A 22,379-nucleotide genomic window follows, 5' to 3' on the forward strand; every position below is an offset into this window, starting at 1 on the left:
CCGGCCCCCTCGTCACGTGTTCGCCGGGTCACTTCCCCAGGTAGGGGCTGAGGAAGCCCTGGGCGACTGCGGTGTCGGTGCGGAAGGAGTACGAGTTGCCGGCGCACTGCCCGGTCACGAGGGACGTCAGGGCCACCACCATCCTCGTCTCCTGGCCGGTGGCCGGGTCGATCCAGAAGGCCGGCCCCCCGGAGTCCCCCAGGCAGACCCCGCCGGGGCCGGTGCCCTGGCCCGGGTTGTTGCTCAGGCGCACGGACTGGTCCCCGAGGAACTGTGGGTTGTTGAGCCCGGTGATCGCGGCCGTCCCCGTCCAGCGCCGCCCGTCGTACGCTGCCCTGGGGGGGATGGTGCCCTGCACCCCGTAGCCGACGACGGACACCTTGCGCTCCGACAGCTTCCCCCGCGAGGTAGCCAGTTGGTCGAGGAACCCCAGCGGGGGGAGCTTGCCGTAGACGCCGCCGGTGTCGATCGGGGTGTCGAGCTGGATGACGCCGATGTCGTAGGTGTGCGACTGGTCGGCGAAGTTGTCGAACTGGGGGTGGGCGATCGCCGTACCGGTGACCCAGGCCCTCCTGTCCGCCGACAGTTGCGGTAAGTTCGACACGTACGTCGCCAAGTTGGAGACACCGTGGGAATCCTCCACACAATGTGCGGCGGTGAGCACCAGGTCGCTGGACAGGAGAGTGCCGCTGCACGCCTCCTCATACGGTGTGCCGGTCAGGACATCCATCCGGATGCCGATGATGCCGACCACCTCCGGATGTTCCGTCCCGTCGGGGTGGCCCCAGGTGATGGCCTGCGCGCTCAGCGGTGCGGACACCAGCGCCAGCACGGCGCCGAGGCCGATCAGCAGGCGTCGGATCATCGCGCGAACTCCTCCACCAGCGGCACCACGTCGGCGATCGAGTCGCAGATCCGGGTCGGACGGTACGGGAAGCGGCCCAGGTCGCCGCGCTGGGTGATGCCGGACAGCACCAGGATCGTCCGCATCCCCGCCTCCAGACCCGAGATGACGTCGGTGTCCATCCGGTCCCCGATCATCACGGCCTGCTCGGAGTGGGCGCCGATCCGGTTCAGTGCCGCCCGCATCATGTACGGGTTCGGCTTGCCGCAGTAGTACGGCTCGATCCCGGTGGCCCGGGTGATCAGCGCCGCGACCGATCCGGTGGCGGGAAGGATCCCCTCGGGGGACGGACCGGTCGGGTCGGGGTTGGTCGCGATGAACTTCGCCCCCCCGATGATCAGGTTGATCGCCCTGGTGATCGCCGGCAGCGACCAGGCCCGGGTCTCGCCCAGCACCACGTACTCGGCGTCGGTCTCGGACAGGATCATCCCTGCCTCGTGCAGGGCGGTGGTCAGGCCGGCCTCACCGATGACGTACACCGTCGCGCCGGGGGACTGGTCCTTCAGGAACGCGGCAGTGGACAGCGCCGAGGTCCAGATGTTCATCTCCGGCAGGTCGATACCGCTGCGGGACAGTCTGGCGCGCAGGTCGCGGGGGGTGAAGATCGAGTTGTTGGTGAGGACCAGGAAGTTGCGCTCGGCGCGCCGCAGTGCCTCGAGGAACTCCGCGGCCCCGGGCACGGCGCGGTTCTCGTGCACGAGCACGCCGTCCATGTCGGTGAGCCAGTTGAGCACGGGCAGGGAGTTGTCGGGCATCGCGGCTCCTGAAGTCGTGACCAGATCGATCGGTCCTACCAGCGCAGTATGTCAAGGTCTTGGTCGATCGGCCCACTCAGTCGGCGGCCCGCCTCGCCGGACGTGCCGTTGCCCGGCGGGTTCCCCGGTGCCAGGTGACCTCCCGGCCGACGATGGGGAGCAGGGGCCCGGCTGCGGGGGTGTTGGACCACCGCCGGGGAAACTGTCGCGAACCCTTGCCATCACCCGTCGGTCTCCCGCAGTATCTCGATCAGGCACGGACGCGGTCACCCGGGGCTCATGAGGAATATAGTCAAAACGTCAACTTCTTTAGGGGGTCCACGAAGCCCCGGGAGGCACGTCATGAAGCTCGCCGAACAACTCGTCGCCCAGCTGCAGCAAGCGGGTGTCCGCCGGATCTACGGGATCGTCGGGGACTCGCTCAACCCCGTCGTCGATGCCGTCCGCCGATCCGGCGGCTCCGAAAACGGTGGCATCGACTGGATCCACGTACGACACGAGGAGGCCGCGGCCTTCGCCGCCGCGGCGGATGCCCAGCTGACCGGGGAGCTGGCGGTCTGCGCCGGGTCCTGTGGGCCGGGCAACCTGCACCTGATCAATGGCCTGTACGACGCGAACCGCAGCGGTGCGCCGGTGCTGGCGATCGCCTCGCACATCCCCAGCCAGGAGATCGGCACCGGCTACTTCCAGGAGACCCACCCGGACCGGCTGTTCACCGAGTGCTCGGTGTACAGCGAGATGGTCACCGACCCGGGTGTCTTCCCGCGCCTGGTCGACTCGGCGATGCACCACGCCCTCGCCGACCACGGTGTCGCCGTCCTGACGATCCCCGGTGACGTCGCCGACGAGGAGGCCACCGCGCCGACCCCGGCGTGGCACGACGTCCGTCCCGCCCGGCTGGTCCCGGACCCGGAGTCGGTCGCCGAACTCGCCGACATGATCAACGCCGCCGACAAGGTCGCGATCTTCGCGGGCGCCGGCGTCGAGGGAGCCCACGACGAGGTGATCCGGCTCGCCGAGCTGCTCGGGGCGCCGATCGGCCACTCGCTTCGGGGCAAGGACTTCATCCAGTACGACAACCCGTACGACGTCGGGATGACCGGCCTGCTCGGCTACGGCGCGGCGGCGGCCGGCATGGAGGGCGCCGACCTGCTGCTGATGCTCGGCACCGACTTCCCGTACGACCAGTTCCTCCCCGGCACGAAGACCGCCCAGGTCGACCGGGACGCCGCCACGATGGGCCGGCGGACGCAGGTCGACCTGGCCGTCCAGGGCGAGATCCTGCCGACGCTGGAGGCGCTCCTGCCGCTGCTGAAGCGCAAGCATCGTCGCGGCTTCCTGCAGGACATGCTGAAGAAGCACCAGAAGCTGATGACCTCCACCGTCGGCGCTTACACCGGCAAGAAGCAGGCCGGCAACCGGCCGATCCACCCCGAGTACGTCGCGAACGTCCTGGACGAGGTCGCCTCCGACGACGCGATCTTCACCGCCGACACCGGCATGTGCAACGTGTGGACCGCCCGCTACATCAACCCGAACGGGCGTCGCCGGCTGATCGGCTCCTTCCTGCACGGGTCGATGGCCAACGCCCTCCCGCACGCGATCGGCGCGCAGTTCGCGTACCCGCACCGGCAGGTCATCTCGGTCTCCGGCGACGGCGGCCTGGGGATGCTGCTGGGCGAACTGGTGACGGCCCAGATGTACCAGCTGCCGCTGACAGTGGTGGTCTTCAACAACTCCACCCTCGGCATGGTCAAGCTGGAGATGCTCGTCAACGGCCTGCCCGGCTACGGCACCGACGTGCCCCCGGTCAGCTACGCCAAGGTCGCCGCGGCCCTCGGTTTCGAGGCGCAGCAGGTGGCCAGGCCCGAGGAGGTCGAGCCGGCGCTGCGTACGGCCCTGGCCCACCGCGGCCCGGCACTGGTCGAAGTGATCACCGACCCCGATGCCCTGTCGCTGCCGCCGGCGGTGACAGGTGAGCAGCTGATCGGCTTCGCCACCGCGATGAGCAAGACCGTGCTCAACGGTGGTGCCGGCGAGGTCGTCTCGATGGCCCGGTCCAACATGCGCAACATCCCGCGGAGCTGGAAGCTGCGCTGAGGAGTCGGGGCTGGGTCAGCGCAGGAGGCCCGCCACCCAGTCCGCGGCCTCTCCGGCGGAGGTGACCAGGGGGATGCCGGCCGGCGCGGCGGGCCGGCGCACGACCACCACCGCGACGCCCAGGTCCGCCGCCGCCTGCAGCTTGGCCTCGGTCAGCGGACCGCCGGAATTCTTCGTGGTCAGCACGTCGATCCGGTGCTCGCGCATCAGCGCGGTCTCCGAGGCCAGGTCGTACGGTCCCCGTGACAGCAGCACCTGCCAGCCGGCCGGCACGGGTCCGTCCAGCGGGTCGACGACCCGGACCAGGGCGAAGCGGTCGGTCCACCCCGCGTACGCAGGCAGGGACTGGCGTCCGGTGGTGACGAAGGTGCGCTCGCCCAGGTGTTCGGCAGCGGTGACGGCCTCCTCGGTCGAGTCGACCCAGTGCCAGCCGGCGGCCTCGGGACGGTCCTCCCAGCCGGGACGTTGCAGGCGCAGCAGCGGGACCCCGGTGGCCCGGGCGGCTTCGGCTGCGTTCGCGCTGATCGTGGCGGCGAACGGGTGGGTCGCGTCGACCACCGCGCGTACGCCCTCCTCGCGCAGGTGGCGGGCCAGCCCGTCGGCGCCCCCGAAGCCGCCGACGCGTACGCCGCCGACCGGCAGCGCGGGCCGGGAGACCCGGCCGGCCAGCGACGTGGTCACCGGTACGCCGGAACCGTCCAGGAGCGCGGCCAGGGTGCGGGCCTCGCGGGTCCCGCCCAGGACCAGGATCCCGCCCTGGCCTCCGGTCACCGCACCAGGCCCTGGTCGGCCAGGTCCCCGGTGCCGGGCAGGTGCTCGCCGGCGACGGCGCCGATCACCGTCACCGCGGGCGAGCCGATGCCGGCCTCCTTCACGATCCGGGGCAGGTCGGCCAGGGTGGCGCGGACGACCTGCTGGCTGGCCAGGCCGGCGTCGGCGATGGTTGCGGCGGGGGTGGCCGGGTCCATGCCGTGCTCGACCAGGCCGGTGCAGATCCGGTGCAGGGTGTGCACGCCCATCAGGACGACCAGCGTGGTGCCGCTGTGCGCCAGCGCCGACCAGTCGACGGTCGAGCGTGGGTCGCCCGGGGGGACGTGGCCGGACACCACGGTGAAGCCCTGGGTGAGCCCGCGGTGGGTGACCGGGATGCCCGCCAGTTCGGGGGCGGCGATCGAGGAGGTGACCCCCGGGACGACGCGGACCGGGATGCCGGCGGCGGACAGCGCCAGCACCTCCTCGCCCCCACGCCCGAACACGTACGGGTCGCCGCCCTTGAACCGCACCACGTGCTTGCCCAGCCCCGCCTGCTCGACCAGGACCTGGTTGATCCGTTCCTGGGAGGTCTGCTCCCCGCGGGGGATCTTGGCGACATCGATCACCTCGACCGAGGCGGGCAGGCCGGCCAGCAGCTCCAGCGGTGCGAGCCGGTCGGTGACGACCACGTCGGCCTCGCGCAGTGCCGCCAGGCCGGCGACGGTGATCAGGCCGGGATCTCCCGGGCCGCCGCCGACCAGCGTGACCCGGCCGGAGCCGCCCGCCTGCTCGGGCTCGGTGGCGGCGGTGGGCCGCCGGGGCGGCGGGGCGATCACCAGGTCGTACGACCCCTGCGGGTCCACGTCGTGGGTGACGAGGCCGCGCTCGACCAGGTCGACCAGCGAGGTGGGCAACTGCTCGGCGGCGACCGTGACGTGGGCGCCGTCGCGGAGCAGGGCTGCCACCTGCCCGGTCGTCGCCTCGTCCACCCCGGTGATCAGGACCTCCCGGCCGGTGACGTCGATCTCAAACACGGGCGGCCTCCACGAGCGCATCGGTGACGGAGGGCTCGCGGACGGCCACGCGCACCCAGCTGGGCCCCAGACCGGGGAAGGTGTCGCCCCGGCGGACCGCGAAGCCGCGCTCGCGCAGCCGTCGGCGCATACCCGGGTCGTGGGTGTCGGCCAGCACGAACGGCCCCTCGGCGGGCGTCACGACGCCCCAGCCGAGACCGGTCAGCGCCTCGACCAGGTGGTCGCGGTGCCGGGTGGTGGTGATCACCGCCAGCTGCGATTCGACCAACGCGCGATCGGTGGTGCAGGCGACCATGGCGGCGAGGGCGGGGGAGGAGACCGACCAGGGCGGCTGCTGGGCGGCGAGCAGCCGGATCAACGCCGGGTCGCCGACCACGTAGCCGGCGCGCAGCCCGGCCAGGCCCCAGGTCTTGGTCAGCGAGCGCAGCACCAGCAGGCTGTCCATCTCGGCGTCGATCTGCGACTCGTGCTCCCCGGGCACCGAGTCCATGAACGCCTCGTCGATCACCACGATCCGTCCCGGCTGAGCCAGCCGCCACAGCGACTCCCCGTCGTGCAGGACGCTGGTCGGGTTGGTCGGGTTGCCGACCAGCAGCAGGTCGGTCTCGGGCAGCTCGTCGACGTCCAGGGTGAACGGCGGCGCCAGCACGTGCCGGTGCGGCGTACGGCCCGCGGCCAGCAGCGCCGCCTCCGGCTCGGTGAACTGCGGGTGCACCACGACCGGGTGCTCGCCCGGGATCGCGCGGGCGACCAGCGTGAACGCCTCGGCGGCACCGGCGGTCGGCAGCACCATGTCCGGGGTGACCCCGTGGTGGGCGGCGATCGCCTCCCGGGCGGCGGTGGCGTCCGGGTAGGCGCCCAGCTGCGGGATGGTGGCGGCGATCACCTCGGACAGCCAGGCGGGCGGGGTGGGCGTACGGACGTTGACCGCCAGGTCGACCAGGCCCTCGCCGACCTCGGTGTCACCGTGGTGGTCCAGGTCGGGGCGGGCCGCGTCGTACGCGTGCACGGCGTCGCAGAACTCCTGGGCCAGCTCCGGGTTGCCGGCCCAGTGCACGTGCAGGTAGGAGGCGTGCACGTTCGCGGGCATCGCCGGCTCGGCCGGGTCGGTGGCGGTGCGGTGGAACTCGTGGCCGCGGGTGCCCTCGACCTCCACGTACCCGAGGGTGAGCTTGGGGGTCATCTCGGCGCTCGCCTCGACAGCGCCGACCATCGGGTGCCCGTCCACCTCGCGGCACAGGTAGAGCAGTCCGGCGCACTCTCCGACGGTCGGGGTGCCGGCGGCGATCGCTTCGCGCATCGAGGCGATCATCGGCGCGTTGGTCGACAGGTCGTCGGCGTGTACCTCGGGGAAGCCGCCGCCCAGGTAGATGCCGGCGGTGCCGGCGGGCAGCATCGGGTCGTTGATGGGGTCGAACTCGACCGGTTCGCAGCCGGCCGCCTCCATCAGTTCGGTCGTCTCGGCGTAACGGAAGGTGAAGGCGCGTCCACCGGCGACGGCGATCCGGGGCCTGGCCGGCGGCTCGGTCGTCGCGCCGGGACCGGTCGAGTCGGTCGGATGGGTCGGGGGGTGGACCTCGGCCGCAGGGTCCCAGGCGGGGCCGGACAGCCGCGGGGCGGTCATCGCGATCTTCACCACCCGGGCCAGGTCGACGTTGTCGGAGATCCGCTGGGCCAGCGCGTCCAGGGCGGCCAGCGCCTCGTCGCGCTCGGCCGCCGGCACCAGGCCGAGGTGGCGGGAGGGCACGTGGATCGCCTCGTCGCGCGGCAGCACGCCGAGCACCGGGATGCCGAGCCGCTTCAGCGCGCGCTTGACCTCGTCGGCGTGCCGGGTCGAGCCGGCCTTGTTGAGGATGACGCCGTTGATCCGGACCTGCTCCTCGAACGCCGCCAGGCCTCCGACGGTCGCGGCGATCGTACGGGAGGCGTGGGAGATGTCGACGGTGAGGATGACCGGGGACTCGGTGAGCGCGACGATGTGCGCGGTCGAGGCATAGCCATCCGTGCCCAGCTTGCCGTCGAAGAGCCCCATCGCGCCCTCGATGATCGCCACCCTGGCGGCCACCGGGTGCTGGGAGCCGTGCAGCAGCAGCGGCACGATCCTCTCCTCGCCCTGCATCCAGGGGTCGAGGTTACGGCCGGGATGCCCGGTCGCGAGCGCGTGGTAGCCGGGGTCGATGTAGTCCGGGCCGACCTTGAAGCCGGCCACGTCCAGCCCGTACGGCTGGCGGGACAGCGCGGCCATCAGGCCGGTCGCGACGGTGGTCTTGCCCTGTCCGGAAGCCGGCGCGGCGATCACGACACGCGCCAGCGGCGTCTGCTCGCTCACCACTCGATCCCCTTCTGGCCCTTCTGGCCGTTGTCGAACGGGTGCTTGACCTTGGTCATCTCGGTGACCAGGTCGGCCACCTCGAGCACCTCGGGGGCGCAGTCCCGGCCGGTGATCACCACGTGCTGGCTGCCCGGGCGGTGGCGCAGGGTGTCGGCGACGTCGGCGGGGTCGATCCAGCCCCACTTCATCGGGTAGGTGAACTCGTCGAGCACGTACAACTGGTGGCGCTCGGCGGCGAGCCGGCGCTTGATCTCGGCCCAGCCCTCGCGCGCGGCGACGGCGTGGTCCTCGTCCGAGCCCTCCTTGCGCGACCAGGACCAGCCCGAGCCCATCTTGTGCCACTCGATCGGGCCGCCCTGGCCGGTCTGCGCGTGCACGGTGGCGAGGGTCTCCAGCGCCGTCTGCTCACCGATCCGCCACTTGGCGGACTTCACGAACTGGAACACGCCGATGTCCCAGCCCTGGTTCCAGCCGCGCAGCGCCAGGCCGAACGCGGCGGTCGACTTGCCCTTGCCGGCACCGGTGTTGACGATCACGAGCGGGCGGTTGCGCCGCTGGCGGGTGGTGAGCCCGTCGTCCGGCACGGAGAGTGGCTGGCCTTCGGGCATGTCAGGCGGCCTTTCGTCGGAGGTCGGTGGGGTGCTGCGCGGTGTCGTACGTACGGTGCCGCACGGTGTCCACGATCGTACGGCTCGCGGCCTCAGTGCCGTCGCGGCCCACGTCGCCGAGGTCGACCAGGTCGGCGCGCATCCGGGCGGCCAGGTCGGCGGCCAGGCCCATCCGGAACCGGCCCGTCTCGCAGTCGACCACGACGGCGTCCCCGCCGGCCAGGAAACCGGCGATCCTTCGGGCCCGGGCCAGTGCGTCGGGGCCGGCGGTGGCGCGACCGTCGGTGACGACGACCAGCAGCGGGCGGCGCCGGGGATCGCGGATCTTCTCCAGCCGGAGCACCTCGGCGGCCATCGCCAGGCCCTCGGCCAGTGGCGTACGACCCCCGGAGGGCAGCTCCTCCAGCCGGCGGGCGGCGGTGTCGACCGAGGTGGTCGGCGGCAGGGCCAGGGTCGCGTCGGTGCCGCGGAAGGTGACCAGCCCGACCTTGTCGCGGCGCTGGTAGGCGTCCAGCAGCAGGCTGAGCACGGCGGTCTTGACCGCCTCCATCCGACGGCGCGCGGCCATCGAGCCGGAGGCGTCCACCACGAACAGCACCAGGTTGGACTCCCGGCCCTCGCTGACCGTGCGGCGCAGGTCGCCGGCGTCCAGCCGCAGCTTGCCGGAGGAACGGCCTCGGGCGGCCTGGTGCGGCGCGGCGGCGCGGATCGTGGCGGGCAGGTGCAGGGTGCGGCCCTCGGGGCCGGCGCCGACCGTACGACCCTGGGAGGTGATCGCGCGGGAACGGCGACCCGCCTCACCGCTGCCGACACCGGTGGCCTCCAGGCGGCGGGTGCGGTAGGGCTGGCCCGCCGAGGCCAGCACCAGGCGGGCGGCGGCGCCGGGGCGGTCGGCGTCCTGGGCCTCGGCCTCGGGGGTGGGGTCGGTCTCAGGGGTGGGGTCCGTGCCGGGGGCCTGGTCGGGGCCGTTCGCCGTCTCGGGGCGCGGCGGGGCGGGGCGGTCCGTCGGCGCGTCGTCGCCGTCGGGGGTGTCCGAGCCGTCCGGGTGGCCCTGGCCCTCCTGGTCGACCTGGTCGTCCTCGGAGCCCGGGGCGGGCGGTTCGGGGTCGGTCGGGTCAGGGTCGGGCTCGGGCTCGGGGTCGTCCAGGTCGTCGAGCAGGCGCTCCAGCAGCTCCTCGTCCAGGCCGGGTGCGTCGAACGGGTTGCGGCGGCGCCGGTGCGGCAGCGCGAGCCGGGCGGCGGCCCGGATGTCGTCCTTGGTGACGCGGGTCCGACCGTTCCAGGCGGCATGGGCGCTCGCGGCGCGGGCGGTGACGATGTCGGCGCGCATCCCGTCGACCTCGAACGCCGCGCAGATCTCGGCGATCTTCAGCAGTGCGGCCTCGTCCAGCAGGACCGCGTCGAGGCGGTCGCGGGCGTCGGCGAGGCGGGCGCGGGTGGCCTGCTGCTCGGCCTCGTACGTGGCCGCGAAGCCTTCCGGGTCCAGGTCGTACGCCAGCCGGCGCCGGACCACGTCGGCGCGCAGCCGCGGGTCGCGCGGGGCGGCGACCTCGACGGTCAGGCCGAAGCGGTCGAGCAGCTGGGGACGCAACTCGCCCTCCTCGGGGTTCATCGTGCCGATCAGGACGATCCGGGCGGCGTGGGAGATCGAGACACCGTCGCGCTCGACGCTGTTGCGGCCCATCGCGGCGGCATCCAGGAGCAGGTCGACCAGGTGGTCGTGCAGCAGGTTGACCTCGTCGACGTACAGGATGCCGCGGTTGGCGTCGGCAAGCAGGCCCGGCTCGTAGCGGACGTGGCCGGCGCCGAGGGCCTGCTCCAGGTCGAGCGAGCCGATCACCCGGTCCTCGGTCGCGCCGACCGGCAGTTCGACCAGCCGGGCGGGCCTGGTCGTTGTGCTGGTGGCGGAGGCGACGTCGTGCGGGCCGTCGGGGCAGGCCGGGTCGGGCGCGGCGGGGTCGCAGCCGAAGCGGCAGTCCGCGACGACGTCCTGGGGTGGCAGCAACTCGGCCAGTGCGCGGACGGTGGTGGACTTGGCGGTGCCCTTCTCGCCCCGGACCAGCACGCCGCCGATCGCCGGGGAGATCGTGGTCAGGACCAGTGCCAGCCGCATGTCGTCGGAGCCGACGACGGCCGAGAAGGGATAACTGCGCATGGGGCCTCCGTGCGGGTGCCGCGCCCGCGTGGTCGAGTGGCGGCCGTCCGGGGAGGACGGGCCGGCGCGCCGCGATGCCCTGGCTCGGGCGTACGCGCCGGTCGTGCTGGTCGGGCGTACGTCCACACAGTGGCGGGACCGCTCCGGGATCTCACCGGATTCCACGTGGCGTGCAGGCCGATCCTAGCGGGGAGCGGCGGCGACGGGCGACGGCGCGTCGCGCCGGGGCGGCGCGACCCCCGGGTCCTCGTGGCGGAGCGTGCTCAGGACAGCACGAGGTACAGCGCCGACGCCACGACGAAGGCAGTGACCAGACGGGCGAACCAGACCTCATTCAGGCGGTTCACCACGACGCGGCCGACCAGGGCGCCCAGCCATACCAACGGGACCAGGACGAGACCCGTCAGCACGACTCCCCGGGTCATCATGCCCAGGCTCACCATCACGGGAAGCTTGAGCACCAGGTTGACCGTGGCGAAGAACCAGGCGGTCGTGCCGAGGAACGCCAGCTTCCCGTAGCGGGCGCTGAGCAGGTAGAGGCTCATGGCCGGCCCGCCGGCGTTCGCCACCATCGTGGTGAACCCGGCGAGGCCGCCGTAGAGGTGCGCCTCGGTCCTGCCCGGCCGGTGGCGACGCGTGACCAGCCCGACCAGCAGCAGTCCGAGCAGGATCCCGCCGATGGTGCGGCGCAGGACCAGGTCGTCGACCCGCCCGAGGAACACCCCGCCCAGCGCCACGCCCACGACGACGGGCAGGACGAGCCGGAGCAGGAGGCGGACATCGGCGTCCCGGCGGTACGTCAGGATCGCCCAGATGTCCCCGGCGAGCAGGAGGACCAACATCAATGCGGTCGATTCCTTGGCCGGCAGGACCATCGCCGCCAGCACCACGGAGACGGTGGTCGCCCCGGAAAGGGCGGTCTTCGAGAAGCCGCCGATGAACGCCGCGACCCCGAGGAGGATCCATCCGGCGAGGGGAAGGTCAAGCACGTGGGTCACCACCGAAGAGCCCGATCCTCAGGCCCAGGGGCTCTCCACGCCGATGTACTGCGTGGTGGTGTACTCGTGGATGCCCTCGGCGCCGCCCTCGCGGCCCAGACCGGACTGCTTGGCCCCTCCGAACGGCGCGGCGGCGTTGGAGATCACCCCGACGTTCAGCCCCATCAGGCCGAACTCGATGCGGTCGCCGATGCGCAGGCCTCGGGAGATGTTCTCGGTGAATACATAGGAGGCCAGGCCATACTCGGTGGCGTTCGCCAGCTCGACCGCCTCCTCCTCGTCCTTGAAGGTGATGACCGGCGCCACGGGGCCGAAGATCTCCTCACGGATCACCCGGGCGTCCCTCGGGACGTTGCGCAGCAGTGTGGGCTCGAAGAAGTACCCGGGCCCTTCCACGCGCTTGCCGCCGACGACGATCTCCGCGCCACGATCCACGGCGTCGGTGACGAACCTCTCGATGGAATCCCTGGCCTTGGCCTCGATCATGGGGCCGACGGTGACGCCTTCCTCCAAGCCGTTGCCGACGGTGAGCGCGGACATCTTCTCGGCGAGCTTGGCCACGAACTCGTCGACGACGGACTCGTGCACCAGCAGGCGGTTGGCGGCGGTACAGGCCTCGCCCATGTTGCGCATCTTGGCGGCCATGGCCCCGGCCACGGCCTTGTCGATGTCGGCGTCCTCGAAGACGATCAGGGGACCGTTGCCGCCGAGTTCCATCGAGGTGCGCAGCACGTTGTCGGTGGCCAGCTTCATCAGTAGTTTGCCGACGGCCGTCGAGCCGGTGAAGGAGACCTTGCGCAGGCGCGGGTCGGCCATGATCGTCTCGGAGACCATCGAGGCGGCAGTGGAGGAGACCACGTTGAGCACGCCGGCGGGGATGCCCGCGTCGACCATGATCTGGGCGAAGTACTGGCTCGTCAGCGGGGTGAGGTGCGCGGGCTTGAGGACCATCGTGCAGCCCGCGGCGACCGCCGGGGCGACCTTGCGGGTGGCCATCGCCAGCGGGAAGTTCCACGGGGTGATCAGCAGGCAGGGGCCCACCGGCTTGTGGGAGACCAGCATGCGGAGGTTGCCCTCGGGGGAGTCCACGTAGCGGCCGTAGTCGCGTACGGCCTCCTCCGAGAACCAGCGCAGGAACTCGCCGCCGTACCTGACCTCACCCAGGGCCTCGGCGAAGGGCTTGCCCATCTCCAGGGTCATCAGCAGCGCCAGGTCGTCCTTGCGCTCCTGGACGAGGTCGAAGGCGCGCCGCAGGATCTCGGAGCGGGTCCGGGAGGGGGTCCGGGCCCACGCGTCCTGGGCACCGGCGGCGGCGTCCATGGCGGCCCGGCAATCCTCCTCGGTGGCCGAGGCCAGGGTGGCGATGGTCTCGCCGGTGGTGGGGTTCTCCACGTCGAAGGTGCCCCCGTCCGACGCGTCCCGCCATTCATTGTTGATCAGCAGGCCCTTCGGTGTCCTGGCGAGGACCTCCTCGACGCGGTCCTTCACGGCGAGGGCGACGGGGGCCGTGTCCTTGATGCTCATGTACCTGATGCTCATGTGTCAGCCTCTCTTCTCGACGCCCGGGACGGACGATCCTGCGTCAGGGGTGGTGGTGTCTCTGCCCGTGGCCGTGGCCGTGGCCGTGGCCATGGTTGTGGCGAGGGCCATCGCCGGGGTCATTGCGCCGCCAGGGGCAGCCGGGGGTCGGCGGGAAGATCGGCCATCGTCGACGGGATCCACGCGTGGGCGGGGTCGTTGGTCACCAGCCACTCCCGTGCGCCGGGACCGGCCATCACGTTGAGGTAGTACATGTCGTAGCCGGGTGCCGCCGCGGCGGGGCCGTGCCAACCGTGCGGGATCAGGATGACGTCCCCGGCACGGACCTCGGCGGTGATGTCCAGCGGGCGCTGGTCGTCGGTGGAGTAGGCGCGGGCGTACCCGATGGGCGCCCCGGCCCCCTCCGGAGCCCCGGGCTGGGCGCGGGTCTGGAAGTAGTAGATCTCCTCCAGGGAGTTCTCGGTGTCGGTGATCTCGTCGTGCTTGTGCGGGGGGTACGACGACCAGTTGCCTCCCGGGGTGATGACCTCGCAGACCAGGAACTTCTCTGCGTCCAGGACTCCCGGCATGCCGAAGTTGTGGACCTCCCGGGTGCACATCCCCGTGCCGCGTACGCTCACCGGGACGTCCTCGGCCCGGACGACCCGCGACGGCGCGCCGGTGGCCGCAGGCGCGGTAGCCACCGCCACCGTCCCGGCGACGACCGAGGTGATCTCCACGGCCTTGCCCGGCGTCACGTACGCCACGTCGGACGGTCCGGAGAAGACGTCGCGTCGGCCGCGCAGGTCGAACCGTTCACCTCCGACGACCTGCACCGTGAACGACCCCGACAGCGGCACGACGAGGCGTTCCTCGTCGGCCTCCGGCAGTGTCAGCACCTGCCCGGCCGTGGTCGTGGCGACCTTGATCCCGGTGTGGGCCCAGCCGTCCACCTCGACCGCGGATCCCGCCGCGCCCACCGAGAGCTCCCAGGGGCCCTCCGGTGCGCTGCCTCGCGGATATACCCATTCACCCATTGCCGTGTCCTTTCCCTCCGGTCGGTCCGTTGTCACGTCCGCCCCGATCTTGTCCCGCCCGGTTCGCCGATGGTTCGCCGGGCCCTGCCTTTGCTGTCGTGCCGGTGCTGTCGTGCCGGTGATGTTGTTGTGGGGTGCTGCCGGGCCGCGGGAACAGGCCCGGCAGCATCGCGTACGCCCCACGGTGACCTGCGCACGGGACACGAGTGCCCCGGGTGACGAGGTCAGCCCGCGGTGACCCGTGGTCCGTGGCTCCTGGCGCCGAGGGCCTGCGCGACACGATCGGCGACCCGCCTCGGGGAGAGCCCGTACTTGTCGAGCAGGAAGTCGTTGGGCGCGGATTCCGACCAGCGGTCCTCCAGACCGTGCCGAACGACCCGGGGGCCCCCACGCCCCGACAGGATCTCCGCCACCAGGCCACCGAGGCCGGCGTGGACGGAGTGTTCTTCCACCGTCACCACCAGCGGGGACGCGCCGATCGCCTCGACCAGACCGTCCTCGTCGATCGGCTTGAGCGAGGACACGTGCACGACCTTCGCCTCGATGCCGTCCTCGGCGAGCAGCCCAGCGGCCTCGATCACCCGGGAGGTCTGCACGCCGGTCGAGACCAGCGTCACGTCGTCACCCTGGCGCAGCACGTGGACCCGTCCGGGCGAGAACCGGTAGTCGGCGTCGAACACCGGCTCCACAGCGTCACGCGCCACCCGTACGTACACCGGTCCGTCGTGGTCGGCGATCCAGGGCATCATTGCGGCGAGTTCGAACTCGTCGGCCGGGACCAGCACGGTCATGTTCGGCATGGCGCGCATCGTCGCCAGGTCCTGGATGTCCTGGTGGGTCTTGCCCGATGAACCGTTCAGGAGTCCGGCGTACGCGCCCGCCAGTCGTACGGGCGCATTGGTCTGGGAGACCATCATACGGATCTGGTCGAGCGCGCGGCAGGTGAGGAACACCCCGAAGGTGGACAGCCACGGCCGGTAGCCGAGCGTGGTGAGTCCGAAGGCCACCCCGACCATGTTCGCCTCGGCGATCCCGAGTTCGACGAAGGAGTCCGGCAGCTCGGTGGCGACCTGCACGGCCTGGGTCGACGTGGCGAGGTCCGCATCGAGGACCAGCACCCGGTCGTCGGAGCGGGCCAGGGAGAGGATCTCCTCCCCCCACACATTGCGCTGGGCCTTCATTGCAGTTCTCCCTCTGGGTCGTTGCCGAGCAGTTCGTGTCGCGCTTGGGCGAGTTGCTCCGGGGTGGCGACCCCGTTGTGCCACTTGAAGACGCCCTGGGTGAAGGAGATGCCCTGCCCCTTCGAGGTCCGCGAAACGATCGCGGTCGGCTTGCCCGAGGTGCCGTGCCAGGCCCGGACCTGGTCGAACGCGGACAGGATCTGTCCGAAGTCGTTGCCGTCGACGGTCAGGACGTTCCAGCCGAAACCGGTCAGGACGGCCTCCAGGTCGACGTGCCCCAGCGGCTCCGACCGGTCGAACCGGTCCCGCTCCTGGGCGGGCCAGCCGTACTGCTGCAGACCGTTGACGTCGAAGATCGCGGTGAGGTTGTCCACCCCGAAGCGTGGGGCGCTGATCACGGCCTCCCAGACCTGTCCCTCCTCGCTCTCCCCGTCACCCAGCATCACCCAGGTGTGGAAGTCCCGGTCCAGCTTCTTCGCCCCGATGGCCATGCCCAGGCCGGCGGACAGGCCCTGGCCCAATGATCCTGTCGAGGCGTCGACGCCGGGGGTCAGCTTCATGTCGGGATGGCCCTGCAGGCGGGAGCCGCCGTGGTCGAAGGTCGCCAGCTCCTCGACCGGGAAGTAGCCGCGCAGCGCCAGGACCGAGTAGAGCCCGATCGAGCAGTGGCCCTTCGACAGGATGAAGCGGTCCCGATCCGGGGCGTGCGGTTGTGAGGGGTCGATGCTCATCTCGTTGAAGTAGAGCGCTACGAGCATGTCGGCGGCCGACAGCGGGCCGCCGATGTGGCCCGCCTTGCTGTTGGCCACCGTGGAGATGATCAGCCACCGGACCCGGCGGGCGATCTTCTCGAGGGCTTGCGTGTCCAGGGCGCCATGCAGTTCCTGCGGTGACGCCTCTTCCTGTTGTGTGGTCCTCATGATGTGAAACCTCTTTCGTTCCGGTCGCTCCGCCGTCGCCTAGACGTGGAGCCTCTGGGCGGCGCGGTGGTCGTCGTACGTCTTGCGCGCCTCGTTGCTCGAGTCGATCTCCGCCACCTCGGCGACGGGGACCTCCCACCAGGCGCCGGAGCCGCCGAAGCGTCCCTGGGCGTCGACCACCGTGTAGATGACCGCCGTCTCCTCGCCCGCCACGGCGGCCTCGAGGGCCTCCTTGAGCTCATCGGCGGTGGTGGCGGTGTAGACGGTGGCGCCGTAGCTGGCCGCGTTCTGGGCGAAGTCGACCTCCAGGGTCCGGTCGGAGAACTGGCCGGTGGCCTGGTCCCGGTACAGGAAGCGGCAGCCGAAGCCCTGCGAGCCCACGGTCCTGGACAGCGCCTCGATGGAGCCGTACCCCTTGTTGTCCACCAGCAGGACGATCTGCTTCAGGCCCTCCTGGATGGAGGTGAGCAACTCGGAGGACAGCATCAGCCAGGTTCCGTCACCGATGAAGGTGAACACCTCGCGGTCCCGGTCGGCCAGCTTGGCGCCCACGCCGGCGGCGACCTCGTAGCCCATGCACGAGTAGCCGTACTCGATGCCGTAGCTCAACGGTCCGCCCGGCTTCCAGAGCCGGTGCAGGTCGCCGGGCATGGAGCCCGCGGCATTGATCACCACGTCGTTCGGCTTGGCGAAGGAGTTCACCAGGCCGATGGCCACCGCCTGGGGCAGGGTGGGTGCGTCGGGCTCGGGGGCGATGATGCGGTCGACCTCCTGGCGCCACTCGTCGGCCAGCCCGTTCGCGCGCCGGCGGTGGTCCTCCGCCACCTGCCAGTCCCCCAGGAGAGCGCCGAGTTCGCGCAGCGACTCGCGGGCGTCGCCGATGAGGGCGAGCCCACCTTCCTTGTACGCGTCGAACTCCTGGACGTTGAGGTTCAGGAAACGTACGTCGGGGTTCTGGAACAGGGTGTTCGAGGCCGAGGTGAAATCGGTGTAGCGGGTGCCGATGCCGATGATCAGGTCGGCCTGGGCGGCCAACTGGTTGGCGTACCGGGAGCCGCTGGACCCGACTGCCCCGGCGTTGAGCGGGTGGCTCCACGGCAGCGAGGCCTTGCCGGCCTGGGTGAGTCCGACCGGGATGCCCGTCGCGTCGACGAACTCCTCCAGGGCCGCGGTGGCGTCGGAGTAGATCACGCCGCCGCCGGCCAGGATCATCGGCCGCTTCGCCTGGCGCACCGCCTCGGCGGCACGGTGCAGGGCCGCCAGGTCGGCGCGCGCCCGGGGCACGTACCAGGTCCGCTCGCGGAACAGCTCGACCGGGAAGTCGTAGGCCTCAGCCTGGACGTCCTGGGGCAAGGACACGGTCACGGCGCCGGTGTCGGCGGGGCTGGTCAGGACGCGCATGGCCCCCAGCAGCGCCTCGGGGAGCTGCTCGGGCCGCGACACCCGGTCCCAGAACCGCGAGACGGCGCGGAAGGCGTCGCTGGTCGAGTCAGTGGGTGTCGTGGGGTCCTCGATCTGCTGCAGCACATATCCGGTACGCCGGGTGGCGAAGTAGTCGGAGGGCAGCAGCAGCACGGGCAGCCGGTTGGAGGTCGCCGTGCCCGCCCCGGTGATCATGTTCGCTGCGCCCGGGCCGATCGAAGTGGTGACGGCAAGGGCGCCGAGCCGGTTGCGGGCCTTGGCATAGCCGATGGCCGAGTGGACCAGCCCCTGTTCGTTGCGGCCCTGGTAGTACGGGAACTCCTCCCGGTACTGGAGGAGGGCCTGGCCGATCCCGGCCACGTTGCCGTGACCGAAGATGCCGAAGGCGCCGCCGAAGAACGGGGCACTGACACCGTCGCGTTCCACCTGCTGCTGGGCCAGGAACCTCACGGTTGCCTGCCCCACCGTCAGGCGAAGGGTGTTCTGGGTGGTCATCAAGATTCCTCTCGTCATTGAGCGTCCGACCGGTGCACGGATCGCGACCCACTGTTCGGCCCTCCGATGCGGGACGGGCCGGCTGCTGGTCGGCTACGTACCGCTGCACTGACCAATAAGTTATCATCCAATGGACGGAGCGTCAACGGAGTGAGATTATTGTTTCGTGATGGTTCGGCTCGTGCATGTCCGGGCAGCGGGGTGGGATGTCGCTTCCCGACAGCCTCCCGGGCTGAGCTGGGGCCGACTGCGACCCGTAGGTTTCCGCTATTCTTTGTCCACTGGACGAGAAGATTGAAGATTGAAAGGAGGGGCCAGTGAGTGAGAACGTTCGCGGTCTGGAGCTGCTGTCCAAGGCGGACGCGGTGCTGCGTGCTCTGGAGCGTGGCGGCAGCCTGAGCACGTCCGAGCTGGCCGACGCCACGGGAGAGCCGTTGAGCAGCATGTACCGCCTGCTCTCCCACCTCGTGGCAATCGGCTGGGTGGACAAAGGCGCAAGCCGGGCCACCTACCGGCTGGGCCTGTACGTGCTGGAGGTCGGTGGGGTCTGCGATGATCGGCTCGACCTGCTGGCCACCGCACGCCCCGAGCTCGTACGCCTGCGCGACGACTCGGGGGTGACCGTCTTCCTGCACGTCCCCCGTGGCACCGGGGCTGTCTGTGTGGACCGGCTGGCGGGGCGCGGGGTCCGCTCCCTCAAGCAGATCCTGGGCGGCACGCTGCCGCTCTATGCCGGCGCGGGACCACGGGCCCTGCTCGCGCAACTCCCGCCGGCCGAGGCCGCCGAGGTCCTGCAGGCATTCGAGACCGCGGCGCGGACGGACAGCTCCATCCCTCCGCGGTCCGAACTGGAGCACGGGATGCGTCGTGATGCGGCGCGCGGCTACGCGGTCTCTGACGGGGACGTGACGCCGGGAGTGGCAGCCCTAGGCGCCCCGGTGTTCGACCACCGCGGCGAGCTGACGGCGGCCATCTCGATCAGCGGTATCCGGCAACAGATCCTGGGAGATGAGTCCGAGATGAGCCGACTCGTGACGACGGCAGCGCAGCGGGTCAGCGCAGGGCTGGGTTTCCGACCACAGGAGGAGTCCCGATGAACGGCACCACGTCACCCCTCCTTCGCCACGCCCGCGACCTCATCGATGCCCTCAAGGACACCGAGGCGATGTCGCCGGCCCAGCTCGCGGACGCCATCGACGTCCCGAGGTCAACGGTGTACCGACTCGTCGAGGGGTTGACCGCGATCGACCTGGTGCTGACCGCTGCGGACGGCAGGGTCACCCTGTCGCAACGCTGGCTGGCCCTGGGGGACGCCGTCCAGGCGGCGCGCACGGAGTGGGCGGGCGTACGGTCCGCGATGCGGGTGGTCACCGAGCGGACCGGGTGTACCACCTACCTCAGCATCCCCGCGGGGGACCGGGCCATGTGCATCGACTGGGTGAAGGGACGGGCGGTCGAGCTGCTTATCCTCAAGCCGGGACGTTCCTTGCCCCTCTACGTCGGCGCGGCAGGTCGCGGGACCCTGGCGGGGCTCGCCGCCGAGGATCGCGAGGCCTACCTGGCGGCGGCACCCTTCCCGGCGCTGACGCCGAGCACCCTGACCACCGCGGAGCAGTTGCGGGCCGACGTGCAGTCGACCCACCGCCGCGGCTACGTCCTGTCCCAGGAGGACGTCACTCCCGGGGCGGGTGCCCTCGGTGTCCCCGTGCCTGATGACCAGGGGCGGTGCAGCGGCGTCCTCTCGGTGGGGACCCTCATCGGTGACCTCGCCCGGCGCGAGGAGGAGTTGTACAAGGAACTGTCCTCGGCGGTGGACGCCTTGCCTGGTTCCTGACCGTCGACCTGGGGCCCCGGATCCGCCGTGCTGCTGCTTCGGCCACGGCGGCACTCCGCGCGCAGCCTCTCGTGGATGGGACACGAGCGCGGCGGCCGACCCCTGTTGGGTCGACCGCCGCGCTCGGCAGGAGCCGGACGTCTCGTGGACGGGCCGGCGGTTCAGGAATCCAGAATCGCCTTCGCCGACTCGTAAGCCTGTCGGGCGGCCTCGGCGACGGGCAGCTTGCGGTAGGTGGACGAGAGGATCTCGACTCCCCAGGGCCCGGTCCAGCCGGCCTGGCGCAGCGCGGCGATGAGCCCGCGGAGGTCGAAGTCCCCCTGGCCGCACAGTCGGCGGTTGAACACCGTGTCCTCAACGAAGGTGCCCACCACCGTCGCATCGGCGTCGGACAGCTCCACCCCGACGATGCGCTCGACAGGACAGGCGGCCACCTCGTCATGGGACGTTCCGGCGCGTTCGATGTGCCAGTTGTCGATGATCAGTCCACCGGCAGGGTGTCCGGCGGCCTCGACTAGAGCGAGACCGTCGCCGATCGTGGGGAGGTTCGACCACGGCAGGAATTCGATCGCCAGGCGTGCGCCGACATCGGCCGTCTGCCCCGCCAGGCGAGCGAATTCCTCGGCCCACCGCTCCCGATCCCAGGGGTTGCCGGACTCGTCGGGCCCGATCTTGAGGTCGTGGCCGGCAAGGGCCTCGATCAGGCGCAGCATGCCGGTACGCTGCTCGTCGGAGACCTTGCGGGTGGGCGCGTCCGGCCACCAGTCCGTGAGGAGCTCGGTCTCCCACCGCGTTATCCCGTTGTCCGCAAGGATCGCCCGCATACCGTTCAGGCCGTAGGTCTGCTCGGCCTCGAGCAGGTCCACGTAGAGGAAGCCGGCGCCGCTGAACCCGGCGGCCGAGGCCGCCTCGACCCGGGTCCGGAAGTCAACTGGTGAGCGCTGGTCGGGCTCGAGGGGGCTGGTGTCCCCGGCCGTCGTCCAGCAGGTGGCGAAGAGTTCCGTGTTCGTCATCGTCGTCCTCACTTCACCGTCGTCGGAGCCGGCAGTGTGACCGTACGCCCACTGCGGGCGGCCTTCTCGGCCGCCTCGGCCAGGACGAGGGCCTGCCTGCCGTCCTCGAGGGAGGGCGACAAGGGCCCACCGGTCCGGACCGCCTCGATGAACGCCGCCAGCTCGCCCGCATAGGCGTCGACGTAGCGCTCCAGGAAGAAGTTGGGGTAGGGCGCGGTCTTCTCCGCGTGGTCCGTGCCGAACGAGCGTACGGAGTTCGGCAGGACGTTGGCCGCCTGCAGCATGCCGAGGGAGCCGAAGACCTCCAACCGCTGGTCATAGCCGAACGTGCAACGGCGCGAGTTGATGATCGTGGCGACGGCCCCATTGGCGGCACGAAGCGTCGTGACGGCGCCATCGAAGTCACCGGCCTCGGCGATGAACGGCTCGATGACGTTCTGGCCGGAGGCCGAGACCTCCACGATCTCCGGAAGGAAGAAGCGGACCATGTCGAAGTCGTGGATGGTCATGTCGCGGAAGATGCCGCCCGAGCTCGCCACGTACTCCCGCGGCGGAGCGGCCGGATCGCGCGAGACGATCACCACCTGCTCCACCGAGCCGACCTCGCCGGCCGTGACGCGGGCATGGATGTCTGCGAAGGAGGGGTCGAAACGACGGTTGAAGCCCATCATCACCCGGGCCTCCCGGCCGTCCAGGGCTGTCAGCAGCTCATCCACCCGACTCATCGACAGGTCGATCGGCTTCTCGCACAGCACCGCCTTGCCGGCCTCCACCGCGGCCAGGATCATGTCTACGTGGGTCGGCGTGGGCGAACAGACCAACACGGCGTCGACGTCGTCGGCCTCGATCGCCTGACGAGCATCGAGCGTGGCGCGTGCCCCAGCAGGGCCCGCGATGCGCTCGGCCGCGCCGGGTACGGGGTCCGCGACCCACCGCAGTTCGGCGTCCGGGTTCGCGGTGAAGGAACGGGCATGGGCACCGGCGATACGGCCGGCACCGAGCATGGCGAAACGCAACATTGTCACTCACTCTCAGTCATTTGACGTGATGCTTGGCGGACGGCCTCGCCGCGGGCCACCGGGTGGTCGCGGGGGTATGGATGTCGTCCGGATGGATGGTGCCGGAGTCGGGGGGCCCGACCGGGAGTCGGCCGGGCCGCCACAGGTCGGCGGGCTGGGGGCTGTCGCCAGCAGGAAGGGGCGAGCGGAGAGAGTCTCTGGTGGTGGGCCGCGCCTCGCCGGCCCACCCGGGAGCTCCCTGTCGGTGCGAGGGAATCGCTGCGAGGATGATGACTCGCCCCTGGGCGACTGCCCCGACCAC

Annotated in this window: 18 protein-coding genes, 1 pseudogene and 1 riboswitch; of the genes and pseudogenes, 3 read left to right on the forward strand and 16 right to left on the reverse strand. The window is 71.2% G+C overall.

What is annotated here, in order from left to right; translation table 11 throughout:
• Positions 1-28 precede the first annotated feature (28 nt).
• Positions 29-865, reverse strand: a complete 837-nt coding sequence (locus GA0111570_RS04100) for a S1 family peptidase (RefSeq protein WP_092606673.1) — start codon at positions 863-865, stop codon at positions 29-31.
• Complete coding sequence (locus GA0111570_RS04105) at positions 862-1,659, reverse strand: HAD-IIA family hydrolase (RefSeq protein ID WP_092606676.1); 798 nt, start codon at positions 1,657-1,659, stop codon at positions 862-864. The genes GA0111570_RS04100 and GA0111570_RS04105 overlap by 4 nt, the downstream gene beginning before the upstream one ends.
• Before the next feature lie 342 nt (positions 1,660-2,001).
• Between GA0111570_RS04105 and GA0111570_RS04110 the strand changes: the two genes are divergently transcribed.
• Entirely contained in the window at positions 2,002-3,759 is a 1,758-nt protein-coding gene (locus GA0111570_RS04110) for a pyruvate dehydrogenase (RefSeq protein ID WP_092606679.1), read from the forward strand.
• A 15-nt stretch (positions 3,760-3,774) separates the two neighbouring features.
• Here the strand turns inward: GA0111570_RS04110 and GA0111570_RS04115 are convergent, their stop codons facing one another.
• The 12 genes and pseudogenes from GA0111570_RS04115 to iolD all read right to left on the reverse strand — a co-directional run bounded on the left by GA0111570_RS04115 (position 3,775) and on the right by iolD (position 18,215).
• Positions 3,775-4,530, reverse strand: coding sequence for a cobalt-precorrin-6A reductase (locus tag GA0111570_RS04115; RefSeq protein ID WP_245703009.1), 756 nt, complete (start codon positions 4,528-4,530; stop codon positions 3,775-3,777).
• A complete protein-coding gene (gene cobA / locus GA0111570_RS04120; protein WP_245703025.1) occupies positions 4,527-5,345 on the reverse strand; it encodes a uroporphyrinogen-III C-methyltransferase in 819 nt (272 codons plus the stop codon). Before cobA ends, GA0111570_RS04115 begins: the two co-directional genes overlap by 4 nt.
• 6 nt (positions 5,346-5,351) lie before the next feature.
• Positions 5,352-5,567 (reverse strand): annotated as a pseudogene (locus GA0111570_RS18380) (NAD(P)-dependent oxidoreductase); the annotation flags it as partial.
• Entirely contained in the window at positions 5,539-7,875 is a 2,337-nt protein-coding gene (cobBC, locus tag GA0111570_RS04125) for a bifunctional hydrogenobyrinic acid a,c-diamide synthase/histidinol phosphate aminotransferase CobBC (RefSeq protein WP_092606685.1), read from the reverse strand. The pseudogene GA0111570_RS18380 and the gene cobBC, both read right to left, overlap by 29 nt.
• On the reverse strand, positions 7,872-8,486 hold the full coding sequence (gene cobO / locus GA0111570_RS04130; RefSeq protein WP_092606688.1) for a cob(I)yrinic acid a,c-diamide adenosyltransferase: 615 nt from the start codon (positions 8,484-8,486) through the stop codon (positions 7,872-7,874). Before cobO ends, cobBC begins: the two co-directional genes overlap by 4 nt.
• Before the next feature lies 1 nt (position 8,487).
• Complete coding sequence (locus GA0111570_RS04135; RefSeq protein WP_092606691.1) at positions 8,488-10,641, reverse strand: putative cobaltochelatase; 2,154 nt, start codon at positions 10,639-10,641, stop codon at positions 8,488-8,490.
• Between the two features lie 75 nt (positions 10,642-10,716).
• Positions 10,717-10,803, reverse strand: a riboswitch (cobalamin riboswitch).
• 101 nt (positions 10,804-10,904) lie between these two features.
• Positions 10,905-11,639 (reverse strand): TSUP family transporter, encoded by a 735-nt coding sequence (locus GA0111570_RS04140; RefSeq protein WP_217634008.1) that lies wholly within the window; start codon positions 11,637-11,639, stop codon positions 10,905-10,907.
• An 18-nt stretch (positions 11,640-11,657) separates the two neighbouring features.
• Positions 11,658-13,178 (reverse strand): NAD-dependent succinate-semialdehyde dehydrogenase, encoded by a 1,521-nt coding sequence (locus GA0111570_RS04145; protein WP_245703010.1) that lies wholly within the window; start codon positions 13,176-13,178, stop codon positions 11,658-11,660.
• A gap of 119 nt (positions 13,179-13,297) precedes the next feature.
• Complete coding sequence (gene iolB / locus GA0111570_RS04150) at positions 13,298-14,194, reverse strand: 5-deoxy-glucuronate isomerase (RefSeq protein WP_092606697.1); 897 nt, start codon at positions 14,192-14,194, stop codon at positions 13,298-13,300.
• Between the two features lie 224 nt (positions 14,195-14,418).
• Positions 14,419-15,375 (reverse strand): transketolase family protein, encoded by a 957-nt coding sequence (locus tag GA0111570_RS04155; RefSeq protein ID WP_092606700.1) that lies wholly within the window; start codon positions 15,373-15,375, stop codon positions 14,419-14,421.
• Positions 15,372-16,295 (reverse strand): transketolase, encoded by a 924-nt coding sequence (locus tag GA0111570_RS04160; protein WP_092606703.1) that lies wholly within the window; start codon positions 16,293-16,295, stop codon positions 15,372-15,374. The genes GA0111570_RS04155 and GA0111570_RS04160 overlap by 4 nt, the downstream gene beginning before the upstream one ends.
• Positions 16,296-16,334: 39 nt before the next feature.
• Positions 16,335-18,215, reverse strand: coding sequence for a 3D-(3,5/4)-trihydroxycyclohexane-1,2-dione acylhydrolase (decyclizing) (iolD, locus tag GA0111570_RS04165; protein WP_217634029.1), 1,881 nt, complete (start codon positions 18,213-18,215; stop codon positions 16,335-16,337).
• 314 nt (positions 18,216-18,529) lie between these two features.
• On the opposite strand from iolD, the gene GA0111570_RS04170 reads away from it, so the two are divergent.
• Positions 18,530-19,309: an IclR family transcriptional regulator gene (locus GA0111570_RS04170; protein WP_092606709.1), complete on the forward strand. Its 780-nt coding sequence runs from the start codon at positions 18,530-18,532 to the stop codon at positions 19,307-19,309.
• Positions 19,306-20,046 (forward strand): IclR family transcriptional regulator, encoded by a 741-nt coding sequence (locus tag GA0111570_RS04175; protein WP_092606711.1) that lies wholly within the window; start codon positions 19,306-19,308, stop codon positions 20,044-20,046. The genes GA0111570_RS04170 and GA0111570_RS04175 overlap by 4 nt, the downstream gene beginning before the upstream one ends.
• 161 nt (positions 20,047-20,207) lie before the next feature.
• Here the strand turns inward: GA0111570_RS04175 and GA0111570_RS04180 are convergent, their stop codons facing one another.
• Together GA0111570_RS04180 and iolG are read right to left on the reverse strand one after the other, a co-directional pair.
• Positions 20,208-21,059 (reverse strand): sugar phosphate isomerase/epimerase family protein, encoded by an 852-nt coding sequence (locus GA0111570_RS04180; protein WP_092606714.1) that lies wholly within the window; start codon positions 21,057-21,059, stop codon positions 20,208-20,210.
• An 8-nt stretch (positions 21,060-21,067) separates the two neighbouring features.
• On the reverse strand, positions 21,068-22,078 hold the full coding sequence (gene iolG, locus GA0111570_RS04185; RefSeq protein ID WP_092606717.1) for an inositol 2-dehydrogenase: 1,011 nt from the start codon (positions 22,076-22,078) through the stop codon (positions 21,068-21,070).
• Positions 22,079-22,379: the final 301 nt, after the last annotated feature.

The organism is Raineyella antarctica (assembly GCF_900092135.1).
In the GTDB taxonomy this organism is placed as follows: Bacteria; Actinomycetota; Actinomycetes; order Propionibacteriales; family Propionibacteriaceae; genus Raineyella; species Raineyella antarctica.

Bases quoted from the DNA above. Each gene is read 5' to 3' on its own strand.
- GA0111570_RS04160 (WP_092606703.1), bottom strand. From the start codon at position 16,295: ATGAGGACCACACAACAGGAAGAGGCGTCACCGCAGGAACTGCATGGC.
- GA0111570_RS04110 (WP_092606679.1), top strand. From the start codon at position 2,002: ATGAAGCTCGCCGAACAACTCGTCGCCCAGCTGCAGCAAGCGGGTGTC.
- GA0111570_RS04180 (WP_092606714.1), bottom strand. From the start codon at position 21,059: ATGACGAACACGGAACTCTTCGCCACCTGCTGGACGACGGCCGGGGAC.
- GA0111570_RS04135 (WP_092606691.1), bottom strand. From the start codon at position 10,641: ATGCGCAGTTATCCCTTCTCGGCCGTCGTCGGCTCCGACGACATGCGG.
- GA0111570_RS04175 (WP_092606711.1), top strand. From the start codon at position 19,306: ATGAACGGCACCACGTCACCCCTCCTTCGCCACGCCCGCGACCTCATC.
- GA0111570_RS04100 (WP_092606673.1), bottom strand. From the start codon at position 865: ATGATCCGACGCCTGCTGATCGGCCTCGGCGCCGTGCTGGCGCTGGTG.
- GA0111570_RS04105 (WP_092606676.1), bottom strand. From the start codon at position 1,659: ATGCCCGACAACTCCCTGCCCGTGCTCAACTGGCTCACCGACATGGAC.
- GA0111570_RS04145 (WP_245703010.1), bottom strand. From the start codon at position 13,178: ATGAGCATCAGGTACATGAGCATCAAGGACACGGCCCCCGTCGCCCTC.
- cobO (WP_092606688.1), bottom strand. From the start codon at position 8,486: ATGCCCGAAGGCCAGCCACTCTCCGTGCCGGACGACGGGCTCACCACC.
- iolG (WP_092606717.1), bottom strand. From the start codon at position 22,078: ATGTTGCGTTTCGCCATGCTCGGTGCCGGCCGTATCGCCGGTGCCCAT.
- GA0111570_RS04155 (WP_092606700.1), bottom strand. From the start codon at position 15,375: ATGAAGGCCCAGCGCAATGTGTGGGGGGAGGAGATCCTCTCCCTGGCC.
- iolB (WP_092606697.1), bottom strand. From the start codon at position 14,194: ATGGGTGAATGGGTATATCCGCGAGGCAGCGCACCGGAGGGCCCCTGG.